The 22316-nt window shown below is 42.3% G+C and carries 20 protein-coding genes; 10 read left to right on the top strand and 10 right to left on the bottom strand.

What is annotated here, in order from left to right:
• Positions 1 to 186 precede the first annotated feature (186 nt).
• Positions 187 to 1173, top strand: a complete 987-nt coding sequence (locus K9M07_05965; protein MCF7852767.1) for a hypothetical protein — start codon at positions 187 to 189, stop codon at positions 1171 to 1173.
• 167 nt (positions 1174 to 1340) lie between these two features.
• Positions 1341 to 1517: a hypothetical protein gene (locus tag K9M07_05970; protein ID MCF7852768.1), complete on the top strand. Its 177-nt coding sequence runs from the start codon at positions 1341 to 1343 to the stop codon at positions 1515 to 1517.
• Positions 1518 to 1613: 96 nt separating this feature from the next.
• On the opposite strand, the gene K9M07_05975 is transcribed toward K9M07_05970, so the two are convergent.
• Complete coding sequence (locus tag K9M07_05975; GenBank protein ID MCF7852769.1) at positions 1614 to 2942, bottom strand: AAA family ATPase; 1329 nt, start codon at positions 2940 to 2942, stop codon at positions 1614 to 1616.
• 264 nt (positions 2943 to 3206) lie between these two features.
• Here K9M07_05975 and K9M07_05980 point away from each other — a divergent pair, with 264 nt between their 5' ends.
• The 3 genes from K9M07_05980 to K9M07_05990 all read left to right on the top strand — a co-directional run bounded on the left by K9M07_05980 (position 3207) and on the right by K9M07_05990 (position 6318).
• Entirely contained in the window at positions 3207 to 4451 is a 1245-nt protein-coding gene (locus K9M07_05980) for a hypothetical protein (protein ID MCF7852770.1), read from the top strand.
• 223 nt (positions 4452 to 4674) lie between these two features.
• Complete coding sequence (locus K9M07_05985; protein MCF7852771.1) at positions 4675 to 5424, top strand: RNA methyltransferase; 750 nt, start codon at positions 4675 to 4677, stop codon at positions 5422 to 5424.
• Complete coding sequence (locus K9M07_05990; GenBank protein MCF7852772.1) at positions 5425 to 6318, top strand: hypothetical protein; 894 nt, start codon at positions 5425 to 5427, stop codon at positions 6316 to 6318.
• Here K9M07_05990 and K9M07_05995 read toward each other — a convergent pair.
• From K9M07_05995 to pepN, 3 genes are all read right to left on the bottom strand, one after another.
• Positions 6296 to 7180, bottom strand: a complete 885-nt coding sequence (locus K9M07_05995) for a phosphatase PAP2 family protein (GenBank protein ID MCF7852773.1) — start codon at positions 7178 to 7180, stop codon at positions 6296 to 6298. The two genes, K9M07_05990 and K9M07_05995, sit on opposite strands and share 23 nt — an antisense overlap.
• The gene (locus K9M07_06000; GenBank protein MCF7852774.1) at positions 7177 to 8721 is read right to left on the bottom strand and encodes a TrkH family potassium uptake protein; all 1545 of its coding nucleotides are present in this window, start codon (positions 8719 to 8721) and stop codon (positions 7177 to 7179) included. The genes K9M07_05995 and K9M07_06000 overlap by 4 nt, the downstream gene beginning before the upstream one ends.
• Positions 8722 to 8782: 61 nt before the next feature.
• Positions 8783 to 11413 (bottom strand): aminopeptidase N, encoded by a 2631-nt coding sequence (gene pepN / locus K9M07_06005; GenBank protein MCF7852775.1) that lies wholly within the window; start codon positions 11411 to 11413, stop codon positions 8783 to 8785.
• Positions 11414 to 11524: 111 nt separating this feature from the next.
• Between pepN and K9M07_06010 the strand changes: the two genes are divergently transcribed.
• Positions 11525 to 11671, top strand: coding sequence for a hypothetical protein (locus K9M07_06010; protein MCF7852776.1), 147 nt, complete (start codon positions 11525 to 11527; stop codon positions 11669 to 11671).
• Positions 11672 to 11771: 100 nt separating this feature from the next.
• Positions 11772 to 12446 carry a hypothetical protein gene (locus K9M07_06015; protein MCF7852777.1) on the top strand — a complete coding sequence of 225 codons (675 nt, stop codon included), beginning with the start codon at positions 11772 to 11774 and terminating at the stop codon, positions 12444 to 12446.
• On the opposite strand, the gene K9M07_06020 is transcribed toward K9M07_06015, so the two are convergent.
• Entirely contained in the window at positions 12443 to 13753 is a 1311-nt protein-coding gene (locus K9M07_06020; GenBank protein MCF7852778.1) for an MFS transporter, read from the bottom strand. The two genes, K9M07_06015 and K9M07_06020, sit on opposite strands and share 4 nt — an antisense overlap.
• The gene (locus K9M07_06025; GenBank protein MCF7852779.1) at positions 13674 to 14642 is read right to left on the bottom strand and encodes an aspartate-semialdehyde dehydrogenase; all 969 of its coding nucleotides are present in this window, start codon (positions 14640 to 14642) and stop codon (positions 13674 to 13676) included. The genes K9M07_06020 and K9M07_06025 overlap by 80 nt, the downstream gene beginning before the upstream one ends.
• Positions 14643 to 14774: 132 nt before the next feature.
• Between K9M07_06025 and K9M07_06030 the strand changes: the two genes are divergently transcribed.
• Complete coding sequence (locus K9M07_06030) at positions 14775 to 16502, top strand: response regulator (GenBank protein MCF7852780.1); 1728 nt, start codon at positions 14775 to 14777, stop codon at positions 16500 to 16502.
• On the opposite strand, the gene K9M07_06035 is transcribed toward K9M07_06030, so the two are convergent.
• Positions 16499 to 17800, bottom strand: coding sequence for a hypothetical protein (locus K9M07_06035; GenBank protein ID MCF7852781.1), 1302 nt, complete (start codon positions 17798 to 17800; stop codon positions 16499 to 16501). The two genes, K9M07_06030 and K9M07_06035, sit on opposite strands and share 4 nt — an antisense overlap.
• 63 nt (positions 17801 to 17863) lie before the next feature.
• On the opposite strand from K9M07_06035, the gene K9M07_06040 reads away from it, so the two are divergent.
• Both K9M07_06040 and K9M07_06045 read left to right on the top strand, forming a co-directional pair.
• Positions 17864 to 18427 carry a YkgJ family cysteine cluster protein gene (locus K9M07_06040; GenBank protein MCF7852782.1) on the top strand — a complete coding sequence of 188 codons (564 nt, stop codon included), beginning with the start codon at positions 17864 to 17866 and terminating at the stop codon, positions 18425 to 18427.
• Positions 18428 to 18611: 184 nt separating this feature from the next.
• Positions 18612 to 19136 (top strand): hypothetical protein, encoded by a 525-nt coding sequence (locus K9M07_06045; GenBank protein ID MCF7852783.1) that lies wholly within the window; start codon positions 18612 to 18614, stop codon positions 19134 to 19136.
• Between the two features lie 6 nt (positions 19137 to 19142).
• Here the strand turns inward: K9M07_06045 and K9M07_06050 are convergent, their stop codons facing one another.
• The 3 genes from K9M07_06050 to K9M07_06060 all read right to left on the bottom strand — a co-directional run bounded on the left by K9M07_06050 (position 19143) and on the right by K9M07_06060 (position 22254).
• A complete protein-coding gene (locus K9M07_06050) occupies positions 19143 to 19877 on the bottom strand; it encodes a DUF3750 domain-containing protein (protein ID MCF7852784.1) in 735 nt (244 codons plus the stop codon).
• Between the two features lie 92 nt (positions 19878 to 19969).
• Entirely contained in the window at positions 19970 to 20311 is a 342-nt protein-coding gene (locus tag K9M07_06055; GenBank protein ID MCF7852785.1) for a phage holin family protein, read from the bottom strand.
• Between the two features lie 5 nt (positions 20312 to 20316).
• The gene (locus K9M07_06060; protein ID MCF7852786.1) at positions 20317 to 22254 is read right to left on the bottom strand and encodes an aconitate hydratase; all 1938 of its coding nucleotides are present in this window, start codon (positions 22252 to 22254) and stop codon (positions 20317 to 20319) included.
• Positions 22255 to 22316 lie beyond the last annotated feature (62 nt).

Below are 22316 nucleotides of genomic sequence, written 5' to 3' on the forward strand. Positions count from 1 at the left end.
GAGAGTCCATAGTTTTACCGTTTGTGCTTGATAACCAAACAGTATGAATGATTGAGCGCTCTCTATCAATTTTTTTCTTGTCCAATCCTATGATCGATGAGCGTCAGCGAGTTGATCATAAAATTGTACAAAGTCGAGAAAATTGATATAATCATAACAACATTAAAATAAAAAGACAGGTAATACATGAACCCCTCAAACTTAGGATCCGGCCCCGTTTCCCATGGAATTATCCATTCAATCCCACAAAACACCCCCTCTTCGACATCTCTATCCTTCACTCACATCCTAAACCCATGCACTACGGGTCAAGCAGCACCTATCCTTACCCCACTATCTCCTTGTGATGTCGTTTCATCCCTTGATGAAGGGAAATATAAACTTACGCTGACAAAAAATAGCTCATCAGGACAGATTTATGTGCAGCTTCATAAACATGAAGAAGAGGCCTCATCCTCTCACCGCAGCCTGCCAACCATTTTTGCAATCCCTTCCGAGAATGCTCATCGCATCTCTTCTTCACCCATTTTTAAAACCTTGATTGATCAAGATGCTATTCTACCTTCTATTATCACAGTTACTAAAGACAGCAGCGGAGACAATGAACATCATAGCCTCTTATTGACAGCGCTCCTACATTATGCCGATCCGGAGCATTACACCTTTGAGCTCAAGCCTTCAGAGCTTTCTTTCTATCAAGAACTTTTTGATTTCACAAAATGTTACTCCTTTATTTCTCCCTCTTTTCTAAAAGAAATACTCTCAAACGGCTCAATATCACCCGAAACCAAAAATAAGTGCTTGAAATTGCTCTTAAGCATTCTTGAAGTCAACCCGGATCAAGCATATCACAATATATTTTCAAGCTTTTGCCGTGATTATATTCGTCGTAATGGAGTTGAAGCGGCAACCACCTTCTTTTCTTCTCCTGAAAGAGCGTCTCTATGTTACAACGTTTCTCAATTAGACCTTTCCGGCCTTAGGCTCAATTCTAAACACGCATCTGAATTTCCCAAGCTTTTCCCAAATTTAACAGTACTTCATGCCGCAGAAACAGGCGTCACCTCCCTACCTGACACTTTGACAGCCTTAACTGAATTAGACATCTCATACAATACAGGCATCACCTCCCTACCTGAGACTTTGACTGCCTTACCTACATTACACATCTAGGGCAATAGAGGATTTGATGCCGACTCCTTAAGACCCTTCACTGCTCTTGAGTCACTTGAGGTCGAAAACACAGGCATCACCTCCCTACCGTAACCGGGAAATAAGCCCACCTATTTAAAAATCGTTCTGTAGGACACCCTTTTGGATAAATAAAAAAAGGAGATGATATGCCCGGGCCAAGTTCTAAAGAGAAGATACTCGAATGGGAAAAGAGAGTTCATGACCAAAAAGAGAGTGGTCTCACCATCGCAAAGTGGTGTCAACTCAATCAAATAAGACCCCATGTCTTTGACTATTGGAAGAAAAAACTCTCTTCATATCCAAAACTTGATCGATCTATTTAAGGGCTATTCTCTGAAGACTTGTAAAAAAAGTCACTTCTAAAGAAGACTATACCACCGCATAAAAAAATGATTGAGGTAGGGGGGGGCGTTGCCTGATTATTCTGTCACTTTTAGGCGAAAGCGAGGGAAAAGACTGATTGCGTATAAAGGATAATTAACAAGCTTTCCATCAAGGGAAAAATTTCTTAAAGAAGCCCGAGACAATACTAAGGGAGGATGTTCTTCTTTGGAAAATTTGCTATCATATACTGTAAGGCTTTTCTTTTTTTTGGAGAAACCGGCCTTTACCTCAAGAGGGAAAATATGATGCTCTGTGGAAATGACAAAATCTACTTCTGCGATCCCCTCACTTGTCCAATAATAGAGTTCATCAAAATGCTTATCATGAAGCTCTATCGCTACAAAATTTTCAACTAAAGCTCCTTTGAATTCTTGAAAAAGTTGGTCGCCTTCTAAAATAATTCCGGGATCCAGCTTACTCATTGTCCCAAGCAAGCCCACATCCAGTAAAAACACCTTGAATGCTTGCTTATCCGAATAAGCATCCAAGGGTAGCTTGGGAGTCGAAAGATGATTAGCCTTGACGATGAGTCCGGCACTCTTTAGCCACTGTAAGGATGTTTCAAATCCCCTAGCTCTAGCGCTTTTGCGAATTGCCGAAAAAATGAATTTTTTATTCTCTTTAGCTAATTGACTAGGGACAGAGTCCCAGATAGCCATAATTTTCATTACCTCATCTTTTGGCGCATGTTTTGCAAAATCTAATATATAGGCATCGAGAATTTCTTTTTGTACCACCCTGACTTGGCTTAGATTTTCTGTTTTCAAATAGGTAGCAACAGCTTCCGGCATACCCCCTATAATAAAATAATATTTTAAAAGAGAGGTTAATTTGTTATGAAATATTTCTGATATTGGTTTTGGAGCATCCATTTCTTCGAGCATTATAGACAACTCTTGCTCACCGAGTGCAGTCAAAAATTCAAAAAAATTCAATGGAGCAAGATCGAGGAAATTGACTTTACCCACAGGAAATCCCTTCGTCAACTTTACTCCAAGTAAAGAACCGGCCGTAGCTAAATGATACTCATTCTTTTTTTCACAAAAATATTTCAGGCATGCTAAAGCTTGAGGACATTCCTGAATTTCGTCTAATACGATAAGTGTAGAACCGGGATTAATCTTTTTTTTAAAAAATATGGTGAGTTCCCTGATAATTCTGTCGGGATCTAAATCTTCGTTAAAAAAACTTGCGAAGTGAGGCGTTTCATCAAAATTGATATAGATATGATCCTCATACTCCCGTTTTGCAAATTCGGTCAAAATATACGTTTTGCCTACTTGGCGAGCTCCCCTTAACACCAACGGTTTACGCAAATCTGAACTTTTCCACTGAATTAATTTTTGATAAAATTCTCTTTCCATAAGCTTATGTTGCTTTTTTAACCATTATTATTCAACAGTATGTTCAGAAAACGTGATATTTTCACAAAAATACGTCAATTTTTTTGTCATTTTTCACAAAAAAATGAATGAAACATAGAGAAAATGGGTTATACCCTCATTTTTAGTGATTTACACACGAAACTCTATTTAAAATAATTATTGTAATTAACATTCAACATTTAGTTTTTAATAAATATTAAGATTGATATAATCATAACATTATTAAATAAAATCAGATAATATATGTACCCTCCAAGATTAGCCTCCATGCCCGTTTCTGATGGGATTATCCGTCCAATCCCACAAAAACCATCTTCTTCGAGACTTCCATCTTTCAGTCACATCCTAAATCCATGTGCTACGGGCCAAACAAAACCTATCCTTATCCCACTATCGCCCCGCGATGTCGTTTCATCCCTTGATGAAGGAAAATATAAACTTACGCTGACAAAAAATAGCTCATCAGGACAGATTTACGTACAGCTTCATAAATATGAAGAAGAGGCCTCACCCTCTTTCCGCAGCCTGCCAACCGTTTTTGCAATCCCTCCTGAAAAGGCTCACCTCATCTCTTCTTCACCCTTTTTTGGAGCATTGATTAACCCGGCCGGAGACGTTTTCACCCCTATCATCAATATCACTAAAGATGAAGAGCATTCCAATACACACGATAGCCAGCCACTGACACTACTCCTACATTATGTCGATCCGGAGTACTCAACCTTTGAGCTCAAGCCTTCAGAGTTTTCTTTCTATCAAGAATGTTTTAACTCTACAGGCTGTTACTCCTTTATTTCCCCCTTTTTTCTAAAAGAAGTACTCTCAAACGAGTCAATATCACCCGAAACAAAAAATGATTATTTGAAATTGCTCTTTAGCATTCTTGAAGTCAACCCGAAGATCCAAGTATATCACGCTATATTTTCAAACTTTTGTCGTGACTATATTTCTCATAATGGAATCGAAGCGGCAACCACCTTCTTTTCTTCTCCTGAAAGAGCAGCTCTATGCCACAAAGTTTCTCAATTAAATCTTTCCAATCTTAGACTCGACTCTGAGCCTGCCTCTGAATTTCTCAAGCTTTTCCCAAATTTAACGACACTTGATGTTTCATGGACGGGCATCACCTCCCTACCTGAGACTTTGAGAGCTCTGACTGAATTAGATATCTCGCAGAATGGTGGATTTAATACTAAATCCTTAAGGTTTTTCACTGCTCTTATAGACCTTGATGCCTCAGACATAAACATCACCTCTCTACCCGAGACTTTGACAGCCTTAAGAAAATTGTGTATCAGCGGCAATAGGGGATTTAATGAAGAATGCTTGGAATTTTTCACTGCAATTGAGTCACTTGATGCCTCAGACACAGGTATCGCCTACCTACCTGAGACTTTGAGAGCCTTGACTACATTATACATCTCGTACCGCGAAGAAATCGACACTGAGTCCTTAAGATTCTCCCATGTCATGATTATCGGAGTATAACCGAAAGTTGCGTCCGGGCCGAAAACAAAAACTGAGTTGCTGATTTCGGTTTACATTTTCTGAAGTATCATTTTAAAATCGACATGAATCGACAGCCAAGCGGGCCAATCTTTCTGCTTTAAGCGGGAAGCTCTCATATAGCCCGGGCGGATAGTGATAGCCAATACTCCTTAACCGTCGAAATTTTTTTCCTATACATCAAGGAAATTTCAAAAAAAGTTATATGAAAAAACAAAAACACGTTTCTAAAGATTTCCAGCACTATTATGGTAGCCCCAGCTGTAGGGCCATTTTAATGAATCGCATCAAGGATGTAGAAAAAGTTTATCTCATTCAAGAGCTTGTGCACCCCTTTAGCCAATTTTTACAAAAGCTCGCCGAGCTAAAAAAAGGCTATAAAATTGTCAAAGAGGATGATCTTCGCAAGCTCACCGACTCGACACATCATGAAGGGATTTGCGTTGTTGCTCAAAAGAAACTCCCCATCCCTTTTGCCAAAGCAAGAAAAGACTTGGAAAAGGCGTGCTGCATTGCCTATCTTGATGAGGTGATGAATCCTCATAATTTAGGAGCTATGATCCGAACAGCCGCTCATTTTGGCATTAATTATCTTATTTTACCCGATGCGATGCCTCTTCCCCCATCGGGATACCGCATTGCGCGCGAGGGGGCCGAATATGTCACTCTGATTTCATCTCAGTTTCCCAAAAAAGATCTTTTGGATCTCAAAAAAATGGGCTTTAAGTTGTTTGCCACTTCTCCAAGGCAGGGGCGCTCTCTACACAAAGTGATCCCGCCAAAAAAATCATTGCTGATTTTAGGGTCGGAAACAAAAGGCGTCTCTCCCGAGCTTTTTGATATGGCCGATGAGCTGATCACGATTGAAGGATCGGGACATGTTGAGAGCCTCAATGTCTCGAATGCCTTTTGTCTTTTGGCCTATCAGTTTACAACGCATCAGGCGGAAACTTAGATGAAATCTGCCTATTTAGCAGCCAAAGGGTTTGAAAAACAGCTGCAAGATGAACTCAATGAGTCGAATGTGATATATGATCGCCTATATATCTCCAATCACCCTTTCAAACAGATGATGTGGGCTCTCAATTGCTGGAAGAACCCTCAGCTATTTTCCTTTCAGTCCATTGGTGAGGCGGCGCGTCATTTAAAAAGCATTCAACGCAATTGGGCCCTTTTTCCCTATCAAGCCTTTCGCAGATCAAAGCTCATCGAAGAAAAGCTCCCTTTTATTTCCCAAAAGCCCCTCTCCTTTCCGGCGGAGGCTTTTAGGGCGCCTCTTGGATCGTGGACTCTGCTTGATGAAAACACCCTGCTCTATTCTGCAACGTGCACGAGCCCCTTTCCCAATGGTGAACCGCTCTTTGTTGAAAATAAAAAAGAGCCGCCTTCAAGGGCCTATCTCAAACTCTATGAAGCCCTCTCACTTCTAGGAGACTACCCTAAGCCTCATGATCGGTGTTTAGAAATCGGAGCGGCCCCCGGAAGTTGGACATGGGTTCTCTCTAACTTAAAGGCCCATGTCATTGCTTATGATCGAGCCCCTCTTGATGAGCTTATAATGACAAGAAAAAATGTCTATTTTCATCAAGGGGATGCCTTTGCAGCACTCCCCGAATCGATCGGACCTGTCGATTGGATTTTTAGCGATATTATTTGTTATCCGGATAGACTTTATGATTGGGTGCAACAATGGCGGATGAGCGGGTTATGCAAACGCTTTGTGGTGACATTAAAACTACAAGAGGGATATACGCAAGACTCTATTGATCGCTTCCGTCAAATTCCCCATTCAACAGTTCAACACCTCTTCCACAACAAACACGAGCTCACCTGGATCTCCAAACCTTAAAAGAAGAAATCCACGTGTTGATTCTTGGAGCGACAAAAGCCATCCAGGTTGACCCCACCATGAGCATCAGGACTTGCACCGGCTTTATCCCCTGCAAACCGAAAATAAACCACAAAATAAGGCTCAACTGCCCTAGAGAAACAAGTGCTCGAACGAGCCCTTCTTTGCAACTTTTTGGATTTGCCATTTTGGGATTGAATCGATCGTCGAGATAGATCCCCAGCAAATAGGCGGAGGCGATAATTAAATAATTGAAGGTGCGCATTTTAAAAAACAGGGCAACAGCAAGCGCTGCAACAAATAATAGTGTGAGAAAGCGCTTCTGAGGTGTGTATTTGAGCAGTTTTTTACGTATTAAGTCATTGTAGCGGATGTATAAAAACAGCTCAGTTGCTCCCACAAACCACCCCATTAAAATATCACTCACAAAATGCACTCCAAGATAGACTCGGACGAAGCTAAAGAATAAAATATAGACAATGCCGATGATCCACGCGCTGAGATGTGAGCGCAAATGATAAATTAAAAATCCACCCCAGAGCATTGCCATTCCGGCTGCACCTGATGGAAGACCATTGCCGCTCACGACAACAAGCCCTGCAGAAGGATCCATTTGAAAGGGCCGCGGCATATCGTAGAAATCTTTGAGCACTTGTCCAACAAAGCCATTAATTAAAGCAAGCGCCAGAAGCTCAATCCCCCTCAGGCGATGAACTCCCATCCAGACAGCCACGGCAACAAGGCTATAAAAGGCTAAACTATCGAGATGGTTGCAGAAGATAAAGAAGTCGTTGAGCCACGTAATATGATGTCCGTTGAGGGCTTTAATCCATTCAATTTGTGTTTGTAGGAAAGGGTTCATTTTAATCTTTTCTTTTTAGTGGAAAACAATTTTATAAAGGCTGCAAACATCACAAGTGCCGGGATAATTTCCACACGCCCAAGCCACATGAGGATAATAAAAATGCTCAGACAAGATCCGCTTAATTTTGGAGAGACGATATCCGTTGATAGTCCCACGTTGGACGTCGCCGATACGATTTCAAAAAAGGCATTAAATGCCTTTTCATGCGGCACATGATAGGTAACAAAGAGCCAGCCAATCAAAATAGCGATCATCCATAGAAAAAAAAGGACACCCGCACCAAACAGCTTTCTCATTTGTTCGGAATTCATGACGACCATTCCCGGCTCCTCCCCGGGCTTACTCGATTCAAAAAAGCGATCGACATTGCGACTGGATCTCACATCGAAAATAGCGCGGATCCGAATGGCCATTCCGGAGACAAGATTTAAAAATCGCTGAATTTTAATCCCACCCGCTGTTGAACCTGCAACCCCACCAATGATCATCCCCATCACCAGGAAAACTTTTAGCATGGGTGCATGCACGGCAATATTTTGCACGCTAAACCCCGAAGTCGTCATTGCAGAAACCCATGTAAAGATCGAATCGATATTGCTCCAACGATTAAGGGTGATATTGTCGATAAAAATGCACAATCCACTTCCTATAATGAACATCAATAGCAATGTGAGATTGGGGATGCTTTTCCATACCATACAAAACTTTCTTAGCTTTAATACTTGGTAATGAACAACAAAACTCATCGCACCACACAGCATAATGAAAAGCGCAGCGATTTTAATGGCAGTATTATAGCTAGCAAAACTGTCATCAGTTATCGTAAAACCACCTGTTGATATTCCCGTCATGCCGTGATTAATGGCATCCCATATGGGCATTCCACTGAAAAAAAATAGCATTATCGATACAATCGTATAGAAAAGATACAGTCCCCAAATCGTGCGCGTTGTCTCTTTGATTGTTTTACCCATAACATCTGTTCTAGATTCGGCATAATAGAGTTGATACTTTGTTTTAGTCGCTTCAACAACAGATAAAATGAAAACAATGAGACCTACTCCCCCAACCCACTGCATGAGCGATCGCCACCAAATCACCGAATGGGAAAACTCACTCGGTCTTTTAACCAAAGTAAGGCCTGAGGCCGTAAATCCGGAAAAAGCTTCAAAGAGCGCATTGATCGGTTTCATCAACGCCATTGAAGACTCTAAGTGAACCCCCATTTTAAAGCGCAGAGTCGCAATCCATATCAGGGGAATTGCTGCAAGAATGGGACAGAGTAGCCATGAGAGGGCTGCAATAGACATTGAGTCCCAAAGCGTTGATCGGCCATCTCCCTTACATAAATGATAAAGCAACTGACCCAGGCCAATTGAAATGAGAAACGTGGCCAAAAAAGGGAAGACGGCATATTCCTCATTGAATATCAATGCGACAATGATAGAGAGAAGTGCCATGATTCCGGGAACATGTAAAATCAGCCCTACATTGCCAACCACTCGTTTGAAATCGACAACTTTAATTTGATGACGCAAAGAATCCTCCAACCAGATCAACCCTTCAACTCATTTCGGTATATATACATAACGTCTATATTCAACCAAGGGATTTCGACAGCACTTCATAGACATTATTTGACAAGTTTTGAGTTGAGAGGATTCTCTCCATTTCCGTTTTCATCATCTGCTTATGCTGAGGAGCAAGTTTAGGGTACTTTTTAAAGACCCCGCACATGCGTGCCGCTGAGTAAGCGTTGAGTTGATCGAGCCGAATCATTTGATCGGCATAAAATGAATAAACGGGTTGATCAAGGGAGTGAAAGCGAATATGGTTTTCAGAAAAAGCCCCCAAAAGAGCGCGTGTCAAATTGGGAACTTTGAGATCAAATGCGGGATGCGCCATTAACGTTTTCACTCGATCAAACGTCATATCAAGCGGACTTGCCGCTTGGGCGCTAAACCATTTCATCATGACAAGCGCATCCTCTTTATATTGATCGTAAAACAACTCAATCGCCTGCTCGCGCTCAGCACATTCCACTTGGCACAAAAGACATAGCGCTCGGTATTGATCGGTCATATTATTTGTTTTTTTGAACTGCTCAAAGGTCATTTCAACAATCTCACCTTTTCCGAGCTTGAAAAGATAAGTGAGGCAACGATTCTTTAAGGCGCGGCGCCCCATCGACTCAGGATCGAGTTTAAACTCCCTCTCTTTATTGAGTTCATGATACAGCTCATTCCACTCAAACTCAAAAGCTCTCGCAATCTCAAGACCAAAAAACTCTCTAACCTCATAATTTGCCTCAAAGAGGTATTCACTTTGCCGCTGCATCAACGCAGACTCGCTCGGCAGGGCAAGGTATTTAGCTTTTAAAGCGTGATCTATGGTCTTATCTTTTAAAATTTGCCCTAAGACCGATAAATAGCCCGTGTCCACAGAAAGGCTTTGCTCAGACTGATATTTATCAATTTCTTGCAGCATTAACTGCGTTGCAATTTCTTGCCCCGATTCAAAACAGTTATAGGGATCTTTACTCTTTACCATTAAATGGAGATAGTCGTGTTTTTGAAAGGGCAGATGGGTAATAATCGGCGCAGAGAATCCCCTGTTAATTGAAGGAATCGGTTCAGACTCTACGTTTGTAAATGTAAACGTTTGCTGAGGTTCTTTAATCGTTAAAATAATGTCTTTCCCTTCTTTTCTCCCTTCATTGCTATGCACATCGAGCTCACCTTCGCCATCTAAACTGATAAGGGCTACTTTGAGAGGGAAATAAAAGGGGTTCATTGTCACGTCACAGACCATAGGATGGCACGATTGTGAGATTGTCAAATCAAACTCTTTTTGCTCTTCTCGATAGGTATATTCAACTCGAATTTCGGGAATACCATTTTGATGATACCAATAGCGAAATTGTTTTAAGTCATACCCGGAAGCAACCTCCATTGCCCCTATAAACTCCTCCGTTGTGACGGCCATTCCATCATATAGCTCAAAATACCGATCCATTCCGGAGCGGAACTTCTCCCAACCGATCAAAGTCAAAATCATCCGAATGACTTCTGCACCCTTTTCATATACGGTGCGCGTATAAAAATTGTTGATTTCGATATAGGATGTGGGTTGGATCGGGTGCGATGTCGGGCCCAAATCTTCCGGAAATTGTGTCTCTTTTAATGCGATCACATTTTCAATGCGCCTGAGTTCTTTGACATTCATATCGCCTGAAAACTCTTCATCTCTAAAAACGGTCAGCCCTTCTTTGAGTGTCAATTGAAACCAATCCCTCAGCGTGACTCGATCTCCCGTCCAGTTATGGAAATATTCATGGGCAATGACGCGTTGTACATAAATAAAGTTCTCATCCGTAGAAGAGCTCGGATCGGTAAGGACTGCAATTGAATTAAAGATATTGAGCCCTTTGTTCTCCATCGCTCCCGCATTGAAAGAGGCAATCGCCACAATCATGTAAATATCGAGATCGTATTCAAGGCCAAATTTTTCTTCATCCCATCGCATCGCCTCTTTTAATGACTTCATTGCAAAAAGGCATTTTTCTTCATCACCATGATCGCAATAAAATTTAAGAGCGATTTCCCTCTTGGATAGCGTCGTATAAGTGTCTTCAACTAAGGCTAAATCACCGGCAACCAATGCAAACAAATAACACGGTTTAGCAAAGGGGTCTTGCCAAACGGTAAAGTGTTTTTTCTCATCGATATCCCCTTGTTCAATGAGATTGCCGTTAGAGAGTAAAATCGGATATTTCTCCTTATCGGCAATAATCTTCGTCGTATATTTCGCCATGACATCGGGACGGTCAAGAAAATAGGTAATCCTTCGAAAACCCTCGGCTTCATTTTGCGTGCAAAAACAGCCATCGGACATATAAAGCCCTTCTAATGACGTATTAGCCCTAGGATTAATCGCATTTTTAATTTCTAAAACAAAACTATCGGGAACATCAAAAATTCTCAGCTGATCCCCACTGACCTCATACCGAGAAGGGGGTAGGTTTTCTCCATCAATCGCAATATTTAATAGCTCGAGTTTTTTGCCGTTGAGTACGAAACAACGATCCTCTTGGACCTCCCGATTGCGATGCAACTTCATTCTCGATTCGACAATCGTGCGCTCCTCTTCGAGCTCAAACGTCAATTCCACTTCTTTAATAAAATAAATTGGGGGCTTATAATCGGCTAAATACTTGATCTGATGGCTCATACACTCAATTACATATAAGGGTTTAGAAAACTGCAATATACACACCAATCTTATTTTTAGCATGGAAAATGAGCAGTTGTGTTATTAACCTATTAAAAAGAGGTGCGTATCATGGGATATTTAGGATGTATATTTAGTCAGATTTTTCATTCGGCTGCGATCCTCAAAGGATCCATTGGCTTTATCGTGTTTGTCGCTATTTTATTTTTGATCGATCGCCTCATCGATTATATTTCACTCAAAAAGAAAAAATCTTAAGCACCTGATAATCAATCGGTTACTAAACCACTTAATGTTTGTTTTTATCTCTTAAAAAGGATATAATATCCCTTTAACAAACAAATATTTTGAGGGAAAAATGAGTTCTAAACTTAAACAAATCTTGATTGCAACAATGCTCTTGTGCGCTCCTTTTGCAGCATACGGAGCTTCAAAAGCCATTGAAAACAAGCCTCTTACAGAGCAAGCACAAACGCCTTATAATCAACTACAAGAGCTTGATCAGCACTATGTAGCTCAGGCTAAGGATCATTATGATGCCGTTGCAAGCGGCGTTATCACAACTAATACTCTTTTAGCTGCCGAAACGGCCCAAACACAAGAGACTTTTTTCAATGAAAAAATGAAAGGGATTCTTGAACCGGCCATTGTTGCAGCGCGTGGAATGGAACTCGACGAACTCAAACCGGCACTTCAAGCTCAAGGATTAAAGGCTTCGATTCACTACGCGACAACAGTGACAAACGAAGAGCTGAGCGCCATTATTCTTGATGTCGTTTCTAGCCCTGAACAAGTCATGATCGTTCAATACGATCAATCATTTGTGAGTATGCACGATGGGGTGACTTACGGAATTGTCGCCGACTATGATGTCAAAGCCCAAAAGGTTCTAATCATGAACGTCAACCCGGCTCAGAAAAAACTCAACTGGATCAAAGTCGATCAATTTCTGAAAGGAATGAAAGCTTTAAACCAAGACCATTGCCCAAGAGGATTTATTATTGTTTCTAAACCTGTTTTAGATGTGGGCTAAGGGAATGGGTCGGGCGAGGAGTGCCCGCCTTTTCTATAAGTCTCTTTGATAAAGAAAATCAATCCAATGGATATGATCAAATAAACCGGCAAAGCAATCAGTGACTGGCGGTAGCCCACATCGGTGAAAATACGCGCCCCATTGACGAGAGTTCCAACCCATCCCAAATCGAGAAAAAAACCAATCATCGGATCGGAAAAAGCTCCAAAGAATGCATCAAATGAATTCATAAATCCAACCGCCGTTGCTGCCATAATGGGGCGGTGAAGCTCACGTATCATAGTAAAGCAGACAAGAAAACAACTCATCGACACCCCAAATAAAAAGAGAAGTCCACTCAACACTCCCCATCCCAAATTTGGAACATATAAAATGATGGTCAGCGATACAAGAGCAACTATTGTTCCATAGAGCATCACGTTTTTGCGCGATTTAATGCGATCTGAAAACCAACCGGATATAGGAGCTCCTAGAGCAAACCCAAGAAAAATGAGTGAAACAAGCCGAGCTGCTTGCGTATGAGATGTAGCATATGAGGCCATGAAAAACGGAACCCCCCACAATCCCCCGAATACTGATACGGGCGCGAACGCAAGTCCACTGTAAATTGACAAAATCCATGACTGGCGCGAGGTTACAATAGATGACAAAATTGTTTTAAATCGTGTGGGATGTTTCTTGTGATGGTGCGCGCGTACCGGATCGTGATGATCTCTGACAAAAACCCAAAAAATACCTGATAAAATAATGCCGAATATAGAAAAGGAGCTGAAAGCTTCTCTCCACCCCATTGCCTCAATATAAGCGGCAAGAGGTGCTTGTCCTCCCACGGCTCCGAGCATTCCTACTGTCATCATAAGTCCGGCCATGGTGGCAAAACGAGAATGAGGAAACCAATTAGCGATGAGCTTTAAACAATTAATCACAGCGAAGGAAGCTCCGATTCCGGTTAAAAACCGCCCCACCATAGCTGCAAAAAATGTGTGTGCCATTCCAAAGAGCAATGAACCTATAGCGCAACAAAGAATAGCTACCGTCGTCATTAACCTCGGCCCAATCCGGTCAATGAGCAGCCCTGCGGGGATCTGCATTAATAAATAGGCATAAAAGTAAGCGGCTGCAAGTGTCCCTAGTTTTGCTCCATCTATTTGAAATGCCGTCATGAGATGCTGCGTCATAACGCTTGGAGAAACCTCAATCACATATTTATAAAACAAAAAAATAGCGCTAAGGCTCCAAATCACCCAAGCGTGCATGATGCGTTCGTGTGAGATTGCTTTCGTTTCTCTGGCCGGTGTTTTCGGCATATTCTCTCCTCATACTCATAAGTGCCTCGGCGATCAGGACCGATGTGCCTGCAGCGCCTTGAATCAAATTATGCGAGAGGAGAATAAACTTGCAATCGAAATTCGAACATTTTCTCAACCTTCCAATACTCACTCGCATCCCACGATCAAGCTCGACATGCCTTTGAGGCTGTGGATCATCAACACCTTGTAAATAGCGTATTGGATTTTTTGGCGCACTGAAAAGTTGTTGTGAAAACCCCTTATAGCTATTCCATGCATGGATGATGGCATCGAGAGAGACACTCCTTTTGAGCTTGAGCGCAACCGATGCCATATGACCATGCTTGACGGGAACCCGCATCGCCGTAGCAGATATGGGGAAAGAGGTCTTTAAGATTTTTAAAGGCTCCATTTCAATTTTTTCTTCTTCCCCTTGAATATGCGGAATCACATTCCCCAAAATATCTAGCGAAGCGACACCCGGATAACCGGCGCCTGATATTGCCTGTAGCGTTGTCACATGAACCGCATCGATCCCGAAGTGATCATGCAAGGGCTTTAGAGCAACTGTCAACCCTGCCACAACACAATTCGGAACACATACAATCCCCCTTGTTATATCCAAAAGCGCCTCGGGATTGACATCAGGCAAAACAAGAGGAACCCCTTCTTGCATTCGATGGCATTGTGCATTGGATATGACTAGGCACCCCTTTTCAGCAAGCATTGGCTCAATATATTGTGCAGCTCTATTCGGCAAGGCAGATAAAACAAGGCTTTCATCAGCCACACTCTGAATAGACTCAAACAATAAACCAATACCGATACATTCTGACCCTACACGCTCTTCACGAGCGCATACTTGCTTGACATAAAAACGGGGATGCTCCTTTAACAGTGCAATCATCTGTTGACCTACAAGCCCCGAAGCACCTAATACAACAACACCAATGCGATCCAATGCTAGCCCTAAAAAACGTTTAAATTAATCGCATAAACGTATATCATACGGGCGCTATTTAGAAAATAGGTGATTTATATGTGCTTTTTAAGCTGTTGTCATAACACTAGCACCTGTGTTTTGAGCCTAGCTGATGCCTTTATGGCAGATGATGCTTACAATATAAGGCTCTTCACAGATTCTTCAGGCAGAATCATCAAAATATCACGGGCAGCGCATTTAATTTTTAGACCCGATCAACTGGCTCATGACTCAGATGTGGGAGAACAAACAACAGCACTTGTTCGCGCTTTTATTACAAACCAAACCTCCCTTTCTAAACGCTCTTCCATTTCTTCCATTGCCTCATTTACGGAATGTACTCAGGATATTTTAGTCAAAGTCCGTGGTGTTGATTCTCTTTTTCAGTCTTTTATCAAAGAGGTGTTTCTCGATAAAAGATCAGCCCCCCACTATCTTGTTACGCTCAAAGAAAAGGAATTTACATTAATTGCCTCTGCAGCAAAAGATGTAGAACCAAAAGCCCATAGTGGAGCCGGTGTATCTGATGCCCCGGCTACAAAAGAGATGTCTACTGAGGAGGATCGCTCGGAGCTCATTTCCAGACATAGCGCCCACCTAAGCGGTAATGCCCTTACAGCAGCCTTAAGCGCCCTAGGCTCTAAAGAAGATGTAGCATTATTTCACAGCGCAATAACGCACAGACTAGTGCAGCTCAATGCATTATTAACCGGTAATGGGACGTTTAAAAAAGACAAAACTTCAAAAAAAGATCTTAAAGACGCGCTTCATGATGCACTGTCTCTATGGCAGCGCTTAGACCCATCGGTTGAAATTCCCTCCAAAGGAGAGAGAAGGGATGCACGTCATTTTTATACATTTCCATTTACGCCCTACCTTCATGCCATTGAGGCGCTTTTCCTTTATTGTTTAGGCCCTTCTTTTCAAGATTACTCACTTACAGTCACACTAAATTTTGAGTTGGACCGGATTCACGCACATTTCAGTATTGCCCCTTCAGAAAGCGCTAATGAATTAGTTCTTGCAGATGGTTCAACAGAGACTTCTTCGCATAGGGCTATCGCTGCACCGGGCGATGCCGAACCCGCATTCACTACCCTAACAGATATAGAAGACAGCGCTCTTGCTAAAAAACCATTTGACTCACATTCAGATACCACCCCTTCTTTATTCAAAAACATTCAAACTTTTCTTGCGATCACTGAAATTGAAAAAAAATATGCAATTCATTTTAGAGCAGACAAGATAGGCCCCCGACTTGAACTGAAACTAAGCGCCCCTTCGATCTGTGAACACGCTTCAAGAGCGCCTCGACCAACCCAATCCGCTTCATCCACCGACTCGATTTCAAAACGCCCCGAACTGAAAATCCTTCACGTTGAAGATGAAGCACCTATTTCAGAAGTCATGAAAAGAATGCTTGAAATCATCAAATCTTATCCCACTGTTTACACCACCTGCACAACAGGAGAAGAGGCTATAGATCTCTGTAAAAAACGCCCCTTTGATTGTATTTTCATGGATATCTCTTTAGAAGGTAAATTAGATGGCGTTGAAACAGCCGAAGAGATTCTTAAAGGTAGCCCCGAGACCATCATCTTCCCATGCACCTCTGAAGTCTCTCCAACCTCTCGCACAAAATATAAAAATGCCGGCATGCAACGCCCAATTGGAAAGCCTTTCACCCGATTGATCATAGAAGCATCGCTAGAAAAGACACATGAATTGATGTTAGCTCGATTGAACACATCAACCTCTGTCACTTCAAGTTTAGTGCTCTGTTAAAAGGTGATTGAAAAGCCGGCGCGAGCAATAAGTCCCGCTTTAAGTGATTCACCCGGTAAATAGCCTTCCGTTTTGAATCCCGCCTGCAAATAGAGACCTGAAGAAGGGAATCGATCAAAGCTTTGCGTTCCGATGAAAGAAAAGGCATAACCGCTGATGCGATGCACCCCCTGATATTCAAAGGAGGACTCTTCACCTGCTTCTTCAAATGTTAAATCAGCATTGGGCTCGTACTGATCGAAATAATCAAATTTAAATCCCAGTGTTTGCTGTGGTGTGCGGATCAGGTAGGGCGCTTCAAACCCAACTCCCCAATGCAGGTTGTGAGCTAAAGAGCCCCACTTGCCATAAACCATAATGGGGGATCCTTTAGCCGTACGGAAATAATTTTGGAAATAAAATTCGGGGCCATAGGGGGCAAGAGCCAGTTGAAAAACGGGTAGATAACCGCTTTTACCAAAAAAGGGAAACATGGAGACGTCAAGCGGTGTCCCCTTAACAACATAATAGAGTTGAGAATATAGACTATACCATAAAAAGGGATCGGCGAGATTAACGAGCGACTTGAGTGTTAAATTATTGAGATTAATCGGCATTGTCGGATAGAGCGTTTTCATATAATAGACATAAGACTCGACTTCAGTTAATGGATAGGCCGCATCCACAGGATTTTGAATACTGCCGGACTGGCTATTTAAGGCAGAGGCCGCTAAGTCAAGCGCAGATAACGCGTAAAGAAGTCCTTGACGCCCATCCATTCTTTTTGAGGCTGTCCACATTGATCGCAATTGGCCGGATAAAATGGACGAGGCTTCAAAGCCTGCAATAAACGTATCTATAACCTGAGTCACCTGAGTTTCCGGATAAAATGAAATGTCAATCGACGTGTAGTTGTAATAGCCCGGGATTTTGCTTTTAATATCGATATCGACTAAGGCTGCATCCCTAAATTCCCGGTTGCGGAATTCAAAACCGCAAAAAGTACGCTGCGTTAAATAGCTGATCGAATTAATCGGCCCCCAAATAACGGCTAGATCTAAAAGACGACCCATTCCGGATAGAAAGCTTTCACTCACCCCATTTTTTCTTCCCAAAATAGCATCTTCCGATTTCATCAAAAGACGCTCGATGCTAATGATATCGCTTCCTCCGGCATAGGGAGAAAAATATTTGTCATAAATCAGAGGAGTCGTTGCAATATGCGTATTAATCGGCGGCGCTTCACTCACCTCGCAAGACTCATCAGCAAATAGCGATAGACTTAATAAACTAAATAGAATAAAAAATAGCTTTTTCATTTCCCCTCAATATGAAAAAATAACCGAAAATCTTTTTGATCCCTCACCCCTCCTCATATTTTTATGCATAAAAAAAGACAAGGACATCTCAACATTTATCAAGAAAATGTCGATGACCTACTAAATCATGCCGGCCTTGCAACAGAGCAACCCCTTCCACCTCAGAGGGGAATTGATCGCCAATGGCTGCCAAAGGGAATCAGAAAATTTATCCAATGGATATGCCTTCCTCTGGTATTAATGGATTTAGCAGCTCAAAAAATTGCAAGGCTCATCATTCGCCCTCCTTTCAAACAAGTAGGGCAGTGCAAGAGGCGCGGCAATTGCTGTCATTATATTATGATGAAAAAAAGCCGATTCCCTTTTCATATGATCGAGCGCTTTTGGGCAGTGCAAATCAATGGTTTTTATTTTCGCCACGATGAGCCGGTTCATTATGATGGGAGAGAGGTTCATATTATGGGATGCCGTCATTTGAAAAAAAACGGCTCGTGCAACAACTACCGGTTAAGGCCACTTGTATGTAGACGATGGCCCGTGATTGAACACTTCGGATATCCCAAAACCCTCAAAGGATGCGGCTATCAACTCCGCCTTCGAAAGGGCAAAAGTACTGAAATGGAATGATTGCCGGCATTTTTTCTTGATCTATTCTCATCAACTAAGCAAAATACTTGCATTATTATCAAAGATTGAACGGTGCCTAGACTTCTAGCCAAAGAAGCGAGATCTTTAAACAACCTAGTCTTCAATAGCCAGTAGTCCTTAACCGTCAAAAACCTTTCCTATTTATAGGGGGAGAGGTTTTTAAATGGAGAGCTTAACAATGATGTTATCGAATGCCTATCGAGCCATGTTTCCGATCCTTCTAGAAATGATGGGACTCTTTGGATCAATTATTGGAATTTATCTCGGGTTTTACTGCCGTGATGCCTATGATCCGCGCGTGGGATTTGATATGATGAGCTTGTGGTCGATTGCTTGCACCGGATTTACATCCTTTCTTGGCAGTCTCTTTTTTAGCAAAAGCACATCGAAGGCCTTAGGCTGGAAATTTGGGGCGCACTTTCAGATTGAAAAAGCTTTTTTCCACCTGGCTTTTGCCATTGCGGTGATGACGGTCTATTTTGGCAATTGGGGATTTTATGCCCTGCTTGCAATCACATTCCTCTATCTTCTGAATCTTTTTTTTGAATCATCCCTACATATCTATGATGTTGCCCGCTATCAAGCAAAATCATGGCCAAAATATTTCCATATCCTAGCAAACCTGATCGTTCTTTTTTACCTTGGCTATTTTTCCATTGCGGCCTATAGCTTCAACCAAACGCAATGATTGATATCACTTCCACTTAATATCTTTAATGCTGACAGATCCATAACCGGGTAGTTTGACTTCGCCCTGCATGGGATTTACACCGAAGACGAGCCCAAATATGCTCACTTCAACCCCCTCATCGCGAGAAAGTAAAAAGCCACCTAACCCCTTATAATTAAATTGATACCCCGTCTTTGAGGGAGAGCGTGCAAACATGTGATCCCCTACAATATAGTCTTTTCCCATAGCATTTGAAGGCATGGAAAATTGGATTTGATCGACATGCCGAACAATATGAGAGACAAACGTATTATCATTTGGTCCGAACCACATTTCATATTCATGGGTATGAGGATATTGACGAGCGAGCTGATCGATCTTGGGGATGGCAAGCTCTGCCTCCAACCCCTTAAGTTCATAAATGATTTCCGGTTTTTGACCATACCAAAATTCATCCGGAGCTTTCTTTTGAATGGAAACAACTGACTCGTGTTTAGGCAACTTCGACCCTAAAACCTCATAGACGACATAGGATCTGGAGTGTTTTTCTTTTGTTGCAATCCAAGTTCTTACGCTGAGCATCCCTTTCCATTGCTGCTCTTTAGCTTGGTAGATTTGAACAAGGGCTTCAGGGATACGATGAGCCGCCTTAGCGACATGGGAGCTTTCATGTTCTTGCCCGGATTGCGCGAAATCAATCTGAAAAAACCCAATGACCGGACCGGCTAATAAAACGATAAAAAATAACTTCTTAAACATAATTAACCTCAAATTAGACTAATTAATACAAATTAAATTATTAGTCCAACCCACAAGTTAATTATATACCAGGAGTGATTCAAGAAGCGATCTCATCTACCCCAAACAAAGCGATTGGTAAATAAACCGGTAAGCCAAATGATAATCCCCCCGATAATTGCCGCTTCAATATTTACGACTTTAACTCCATAAGAGATCTCTGCAGCGAGCCAAAACGTAAACCCATTGATCACTAAGGTGAAAAGCCCCAATGTGATAATTGAAATAGGCAGTGTTAGAAAGACCAAGACAGGACGGATGGTCGCATTAATAAGCCCGAGTATAATCCCAAAGATCAGGGCATCGAGGTAGCTGGGAACAATAAGCCCCGGAATGACGTGGGCCGTTAAAATAATCACCCCTGTAGTAATCAACAATCGAATCAAAAAAAACATAACTGCTATTCATGCCCCTCTTTAAGCACAACATTGATAAGCCCCCCGGCAAGAAGGCTTTTCCGATTACGCTCAGTTAATGGGCATGCCGCTTTAAACGTCCTTTTTTTAGAGACATTTCTCACTTCAATCTCTTGCCCTTTTTCAATTCTCTCTCGGATGTGCGAAATTTCTAAGATATCATCTTGATCTATTGAATCATAGTCATCACTTGATTCAAACACCAAAGGAACAATACCAAAATTAATGAGATTTTTCCGGTGAATGCGCGCATAACTCTTAGCAATCACTGCCTTCACCCCTAAATAACGCGGTGCAATAGCGGCATGCTCACGCGATGATCCCTGCCCGTAGTTTTCACCACCCACCAGAATGGATCCTTCCGCCTGATGCTTCATGGCCCGAGTATAATAATGCTCATCAACCTGTGAAAATGTAAACTTGCTGATTTCAGGAATATTACTTCTAAAAGGGAGCACTTTAGTTCCTGCCGGCAAAATTTCATCTGTTGAAACGTTATCCCCCATTTTAAGCAAAACAGGTCCTTTGACATGATCTGTCAACTGATCAAAGTGGGGAAGGGGTTTAATATTAGGCCCCATGATCAGTTCACATTTTTCCTTTGTCTTTGATGGTGGTGTCAATGCATCGACAATATTTAGAGTCGCACTCTCTTCATAACGGGGATAGGGCATATCGAGCGTGCGCGGATCGGTAATTACCCCTGTCATTGCAGATGCGATCGCCGTCTCCGGGCTACATAAATAAACGAGATCTTCTTTTGTCCCCGATCTCCCGGGAAAGTTACGGGGATTTGTTCTGAGAGAAATCTTTTTTGTTGCAGGTGCTTGCCCCATTCCAATGCAACCGTTGCATCCGGCTTGGTGGATGCGCGCGCCCGCCTCAATTAAATCGGCAAGATGGCCATCGCGTGCGAGATTGTCGAGGATTTGTCTAGAGGAAGGGTTAATATCTAAAGAGACATGATCCAATGCCTTTTTACCTTTAATAATCAGAGCGGGAATGACAAAATCGCGCATCCCGGGATTGGCTGACGAACCGATCATCGATTGAAAAATGGGTTGACCGGCAACCTCTCTTACGGGCACAACATTTCCCGGACTCGATGGACAGGCGATCAAAGGTTCGAGGCGCGATAAATCAATCTCATCATGCAAATCATAGGTTGCATCGGGATCGGCAAGCATTTCAACCCACTCATTTTCACGCCCTTGTTGGCTCAGAAAGGCGCGCGTTACTTCATCTGAGGGGAATACGGTTGTCGTTGCACCCAATTCTGCTCCCATATTGGCAACAACATGGCGATCCATCGCAGTTAAGCCCTTAAGGGCGGGTCCATAATACTCAATGATCTTGCCAACGCCCCCTTTTACATCATGGCGTCTGAGCATTTCTAAGATGATATCCTTTGCACTCACCCAATCCGGAAGTGATCCCGTTAATTTGACACCCATAATTTGAGGCATCGCCACATAAAAGGGCTGTCCTGCAATAGCAAGTGCCACTTCAAGCCCCCCCGTCCCAATCGCGAGCATTCCCAAACTTCCCGCCGCACAAGTATGGCTATCGGATCCCACCATTGTCTTTCCGGGAATACCGATTCTTTCCATATGCACAGGATGAGACACCCCATTCCCCGCTTTCGAATACCAAATCCCAAATTTTTGACAGGCACTATATAAAAATAAATGATCATCGGGATTTTTAAAATCTGTTTGGATTAAATTGTGGTCAACATACTGACAAGATATTTCCGTTTTTGCTCGATCGAGTTTCATCGCCTCAAGCTCTAACATCACCATTGTGCCCGTAGCATCCTGAGCTAGTGTTTGATCAATTTTTAGACCAATTTCTTCCCCGGCAACCATCTTTCCTGAGACGAGATGGCTCTCGATCAGCTTCTGTGTGACATTTTTTCCCATCGCGCCCTACTCACTTGTCCTATTTTTTTGACTTTTACAAAACAAACACTCTATCCTTTAAA

The organism is Simkaniaceae bacterium, assembly GCA_021734805.1.
Classification (GTDB): Bacteria; Chlamydiota; Chlamydiia; order Chlamydiales; family JACRBE01; genus Amphritriteisimkania.

Coding starts and splice junctions, on each gene's coding strand:
- K9M07_05965 (MCF7852767.1), top strand. CDS start 187: ATGAACCCCTCAAACTTAGGATCCGGCCCCGTTTCCCATGGAATTATC.
- K9M07_05970 (MCF7852768.1), top strand. CDS start 1,341: ATGCCCGGGCCAAGTTCTAAAGAGAAGATACTCGAATGGGAAAAGAGA.
- K9M07_05975 (MCF7852769.1), bottom strand. CDS start 2,942: ATGGAAAGAGAATTTTATCAAAAATTAATTCAGTGGAAAAGTTCAGAT.
- K9M07_05980 (MCF7852770.1), top strand. CDS start 3,207: ATGTACCCTCCAAGATTAGCCTCCATGCCCGTTTCTGATGGGATTATC.
- K9M07_05985 (MCF7852771.1), top strand. CDS start 4,675: ATGAAAAAACAAAAACACGTTTCTAAAGATTTCCAGCACTATTATGGT.
- K9M07_05990 (MCF7852772.1), top strand. CDS start 5,425: ATGAAATCTGCCTATTTAGCAGCCAAAGGGTTTGAAAAACAGCTGCAA.
- K9M07_05995 (MCF7852773.1), bottom strand. CDS start 7,180: ATGAACCCTTTCCTACAAACACAAATTGAATGGATTAAAGCCCTCAAC.
- pepN (MCF7852775.1), bottom strand. CDS start 11,413: ATGAGCCATCAGATCAAGTATTTAGCCGATTATAAGCCCCCAATTTAT.
- K9M07_06010 (MCF7852776.1), top strand. CDS start 11,525: ATGGGATATTTAGGATGTATATTTAGTCAGATTTTTCATTCGGCTGCG.
- K9M07_06015 (MCF7852777.1), top strand. CDS start 11,772: ATGAGTTCTAAACTTAAACAAATCTTGATTGCAACAATGCTCTTGTGC.
- K9M07_06020 (MCF7852778.1), bottom strand. CDS start 13,753: ATGCCGAAAACACCGGCCAGAGAAACGAAAGCAATCTCACACGAACGC.
- K9M07_06025 (MCF7852779.1), bottom strand. CDS start 14,642: ATGATTGCACTGTTAAAGGAGCATCCCCGTTTTTATGTCAAGCAAGTA.
- K9M07_06030 (MCF7852780.1), top strand. CDS start 14,775: ATGTGCTTTTTAAGCTGTTGTCATAACACTAGCACCTGTGTTTTGAGC.
- K9M07_06035 (MCF7852781.1), bottom strand. CDS start 17,800: ATGAAAAAGCTATTTTTTATTCTATTTAGTTTATTAAGTCTATCGCTA.
- K9M07_06040 (MCF7852782.1), top strand. CDS start 17,864: ATGCATAAAAAAAGACAAGGACATCTCAACATTTATCAAGAAAATGTC.
- K9M07_06045 (MCF7852783.1), top strand. CDS start 18,612: ATGGAGAGCTTAACAATGATGTTATCGAATGCCTATCGAGCCATGTTT.
- K9M07_06050 (MCF7852784.1), bottom strand. CDS start 19,877: ATGTTTAAGAAGTTATTTTTTATCGTTTTATTAGCCGGTCCGGTCATT.
- K9M07_06055 (MCF7852785.1), bottom strand. CDS start 20,311: ATGTTTTTTTTGATTCGATTGTTGATTACTACAGGGGTGATTATTTTA.
- K9M07_06060 (MCF7852786.1), bottom strand. CDS start 22,254: ATGGGAAAAAATGTCACACAGAAGCTGATCGAGAGCCATCTCGTCTCA.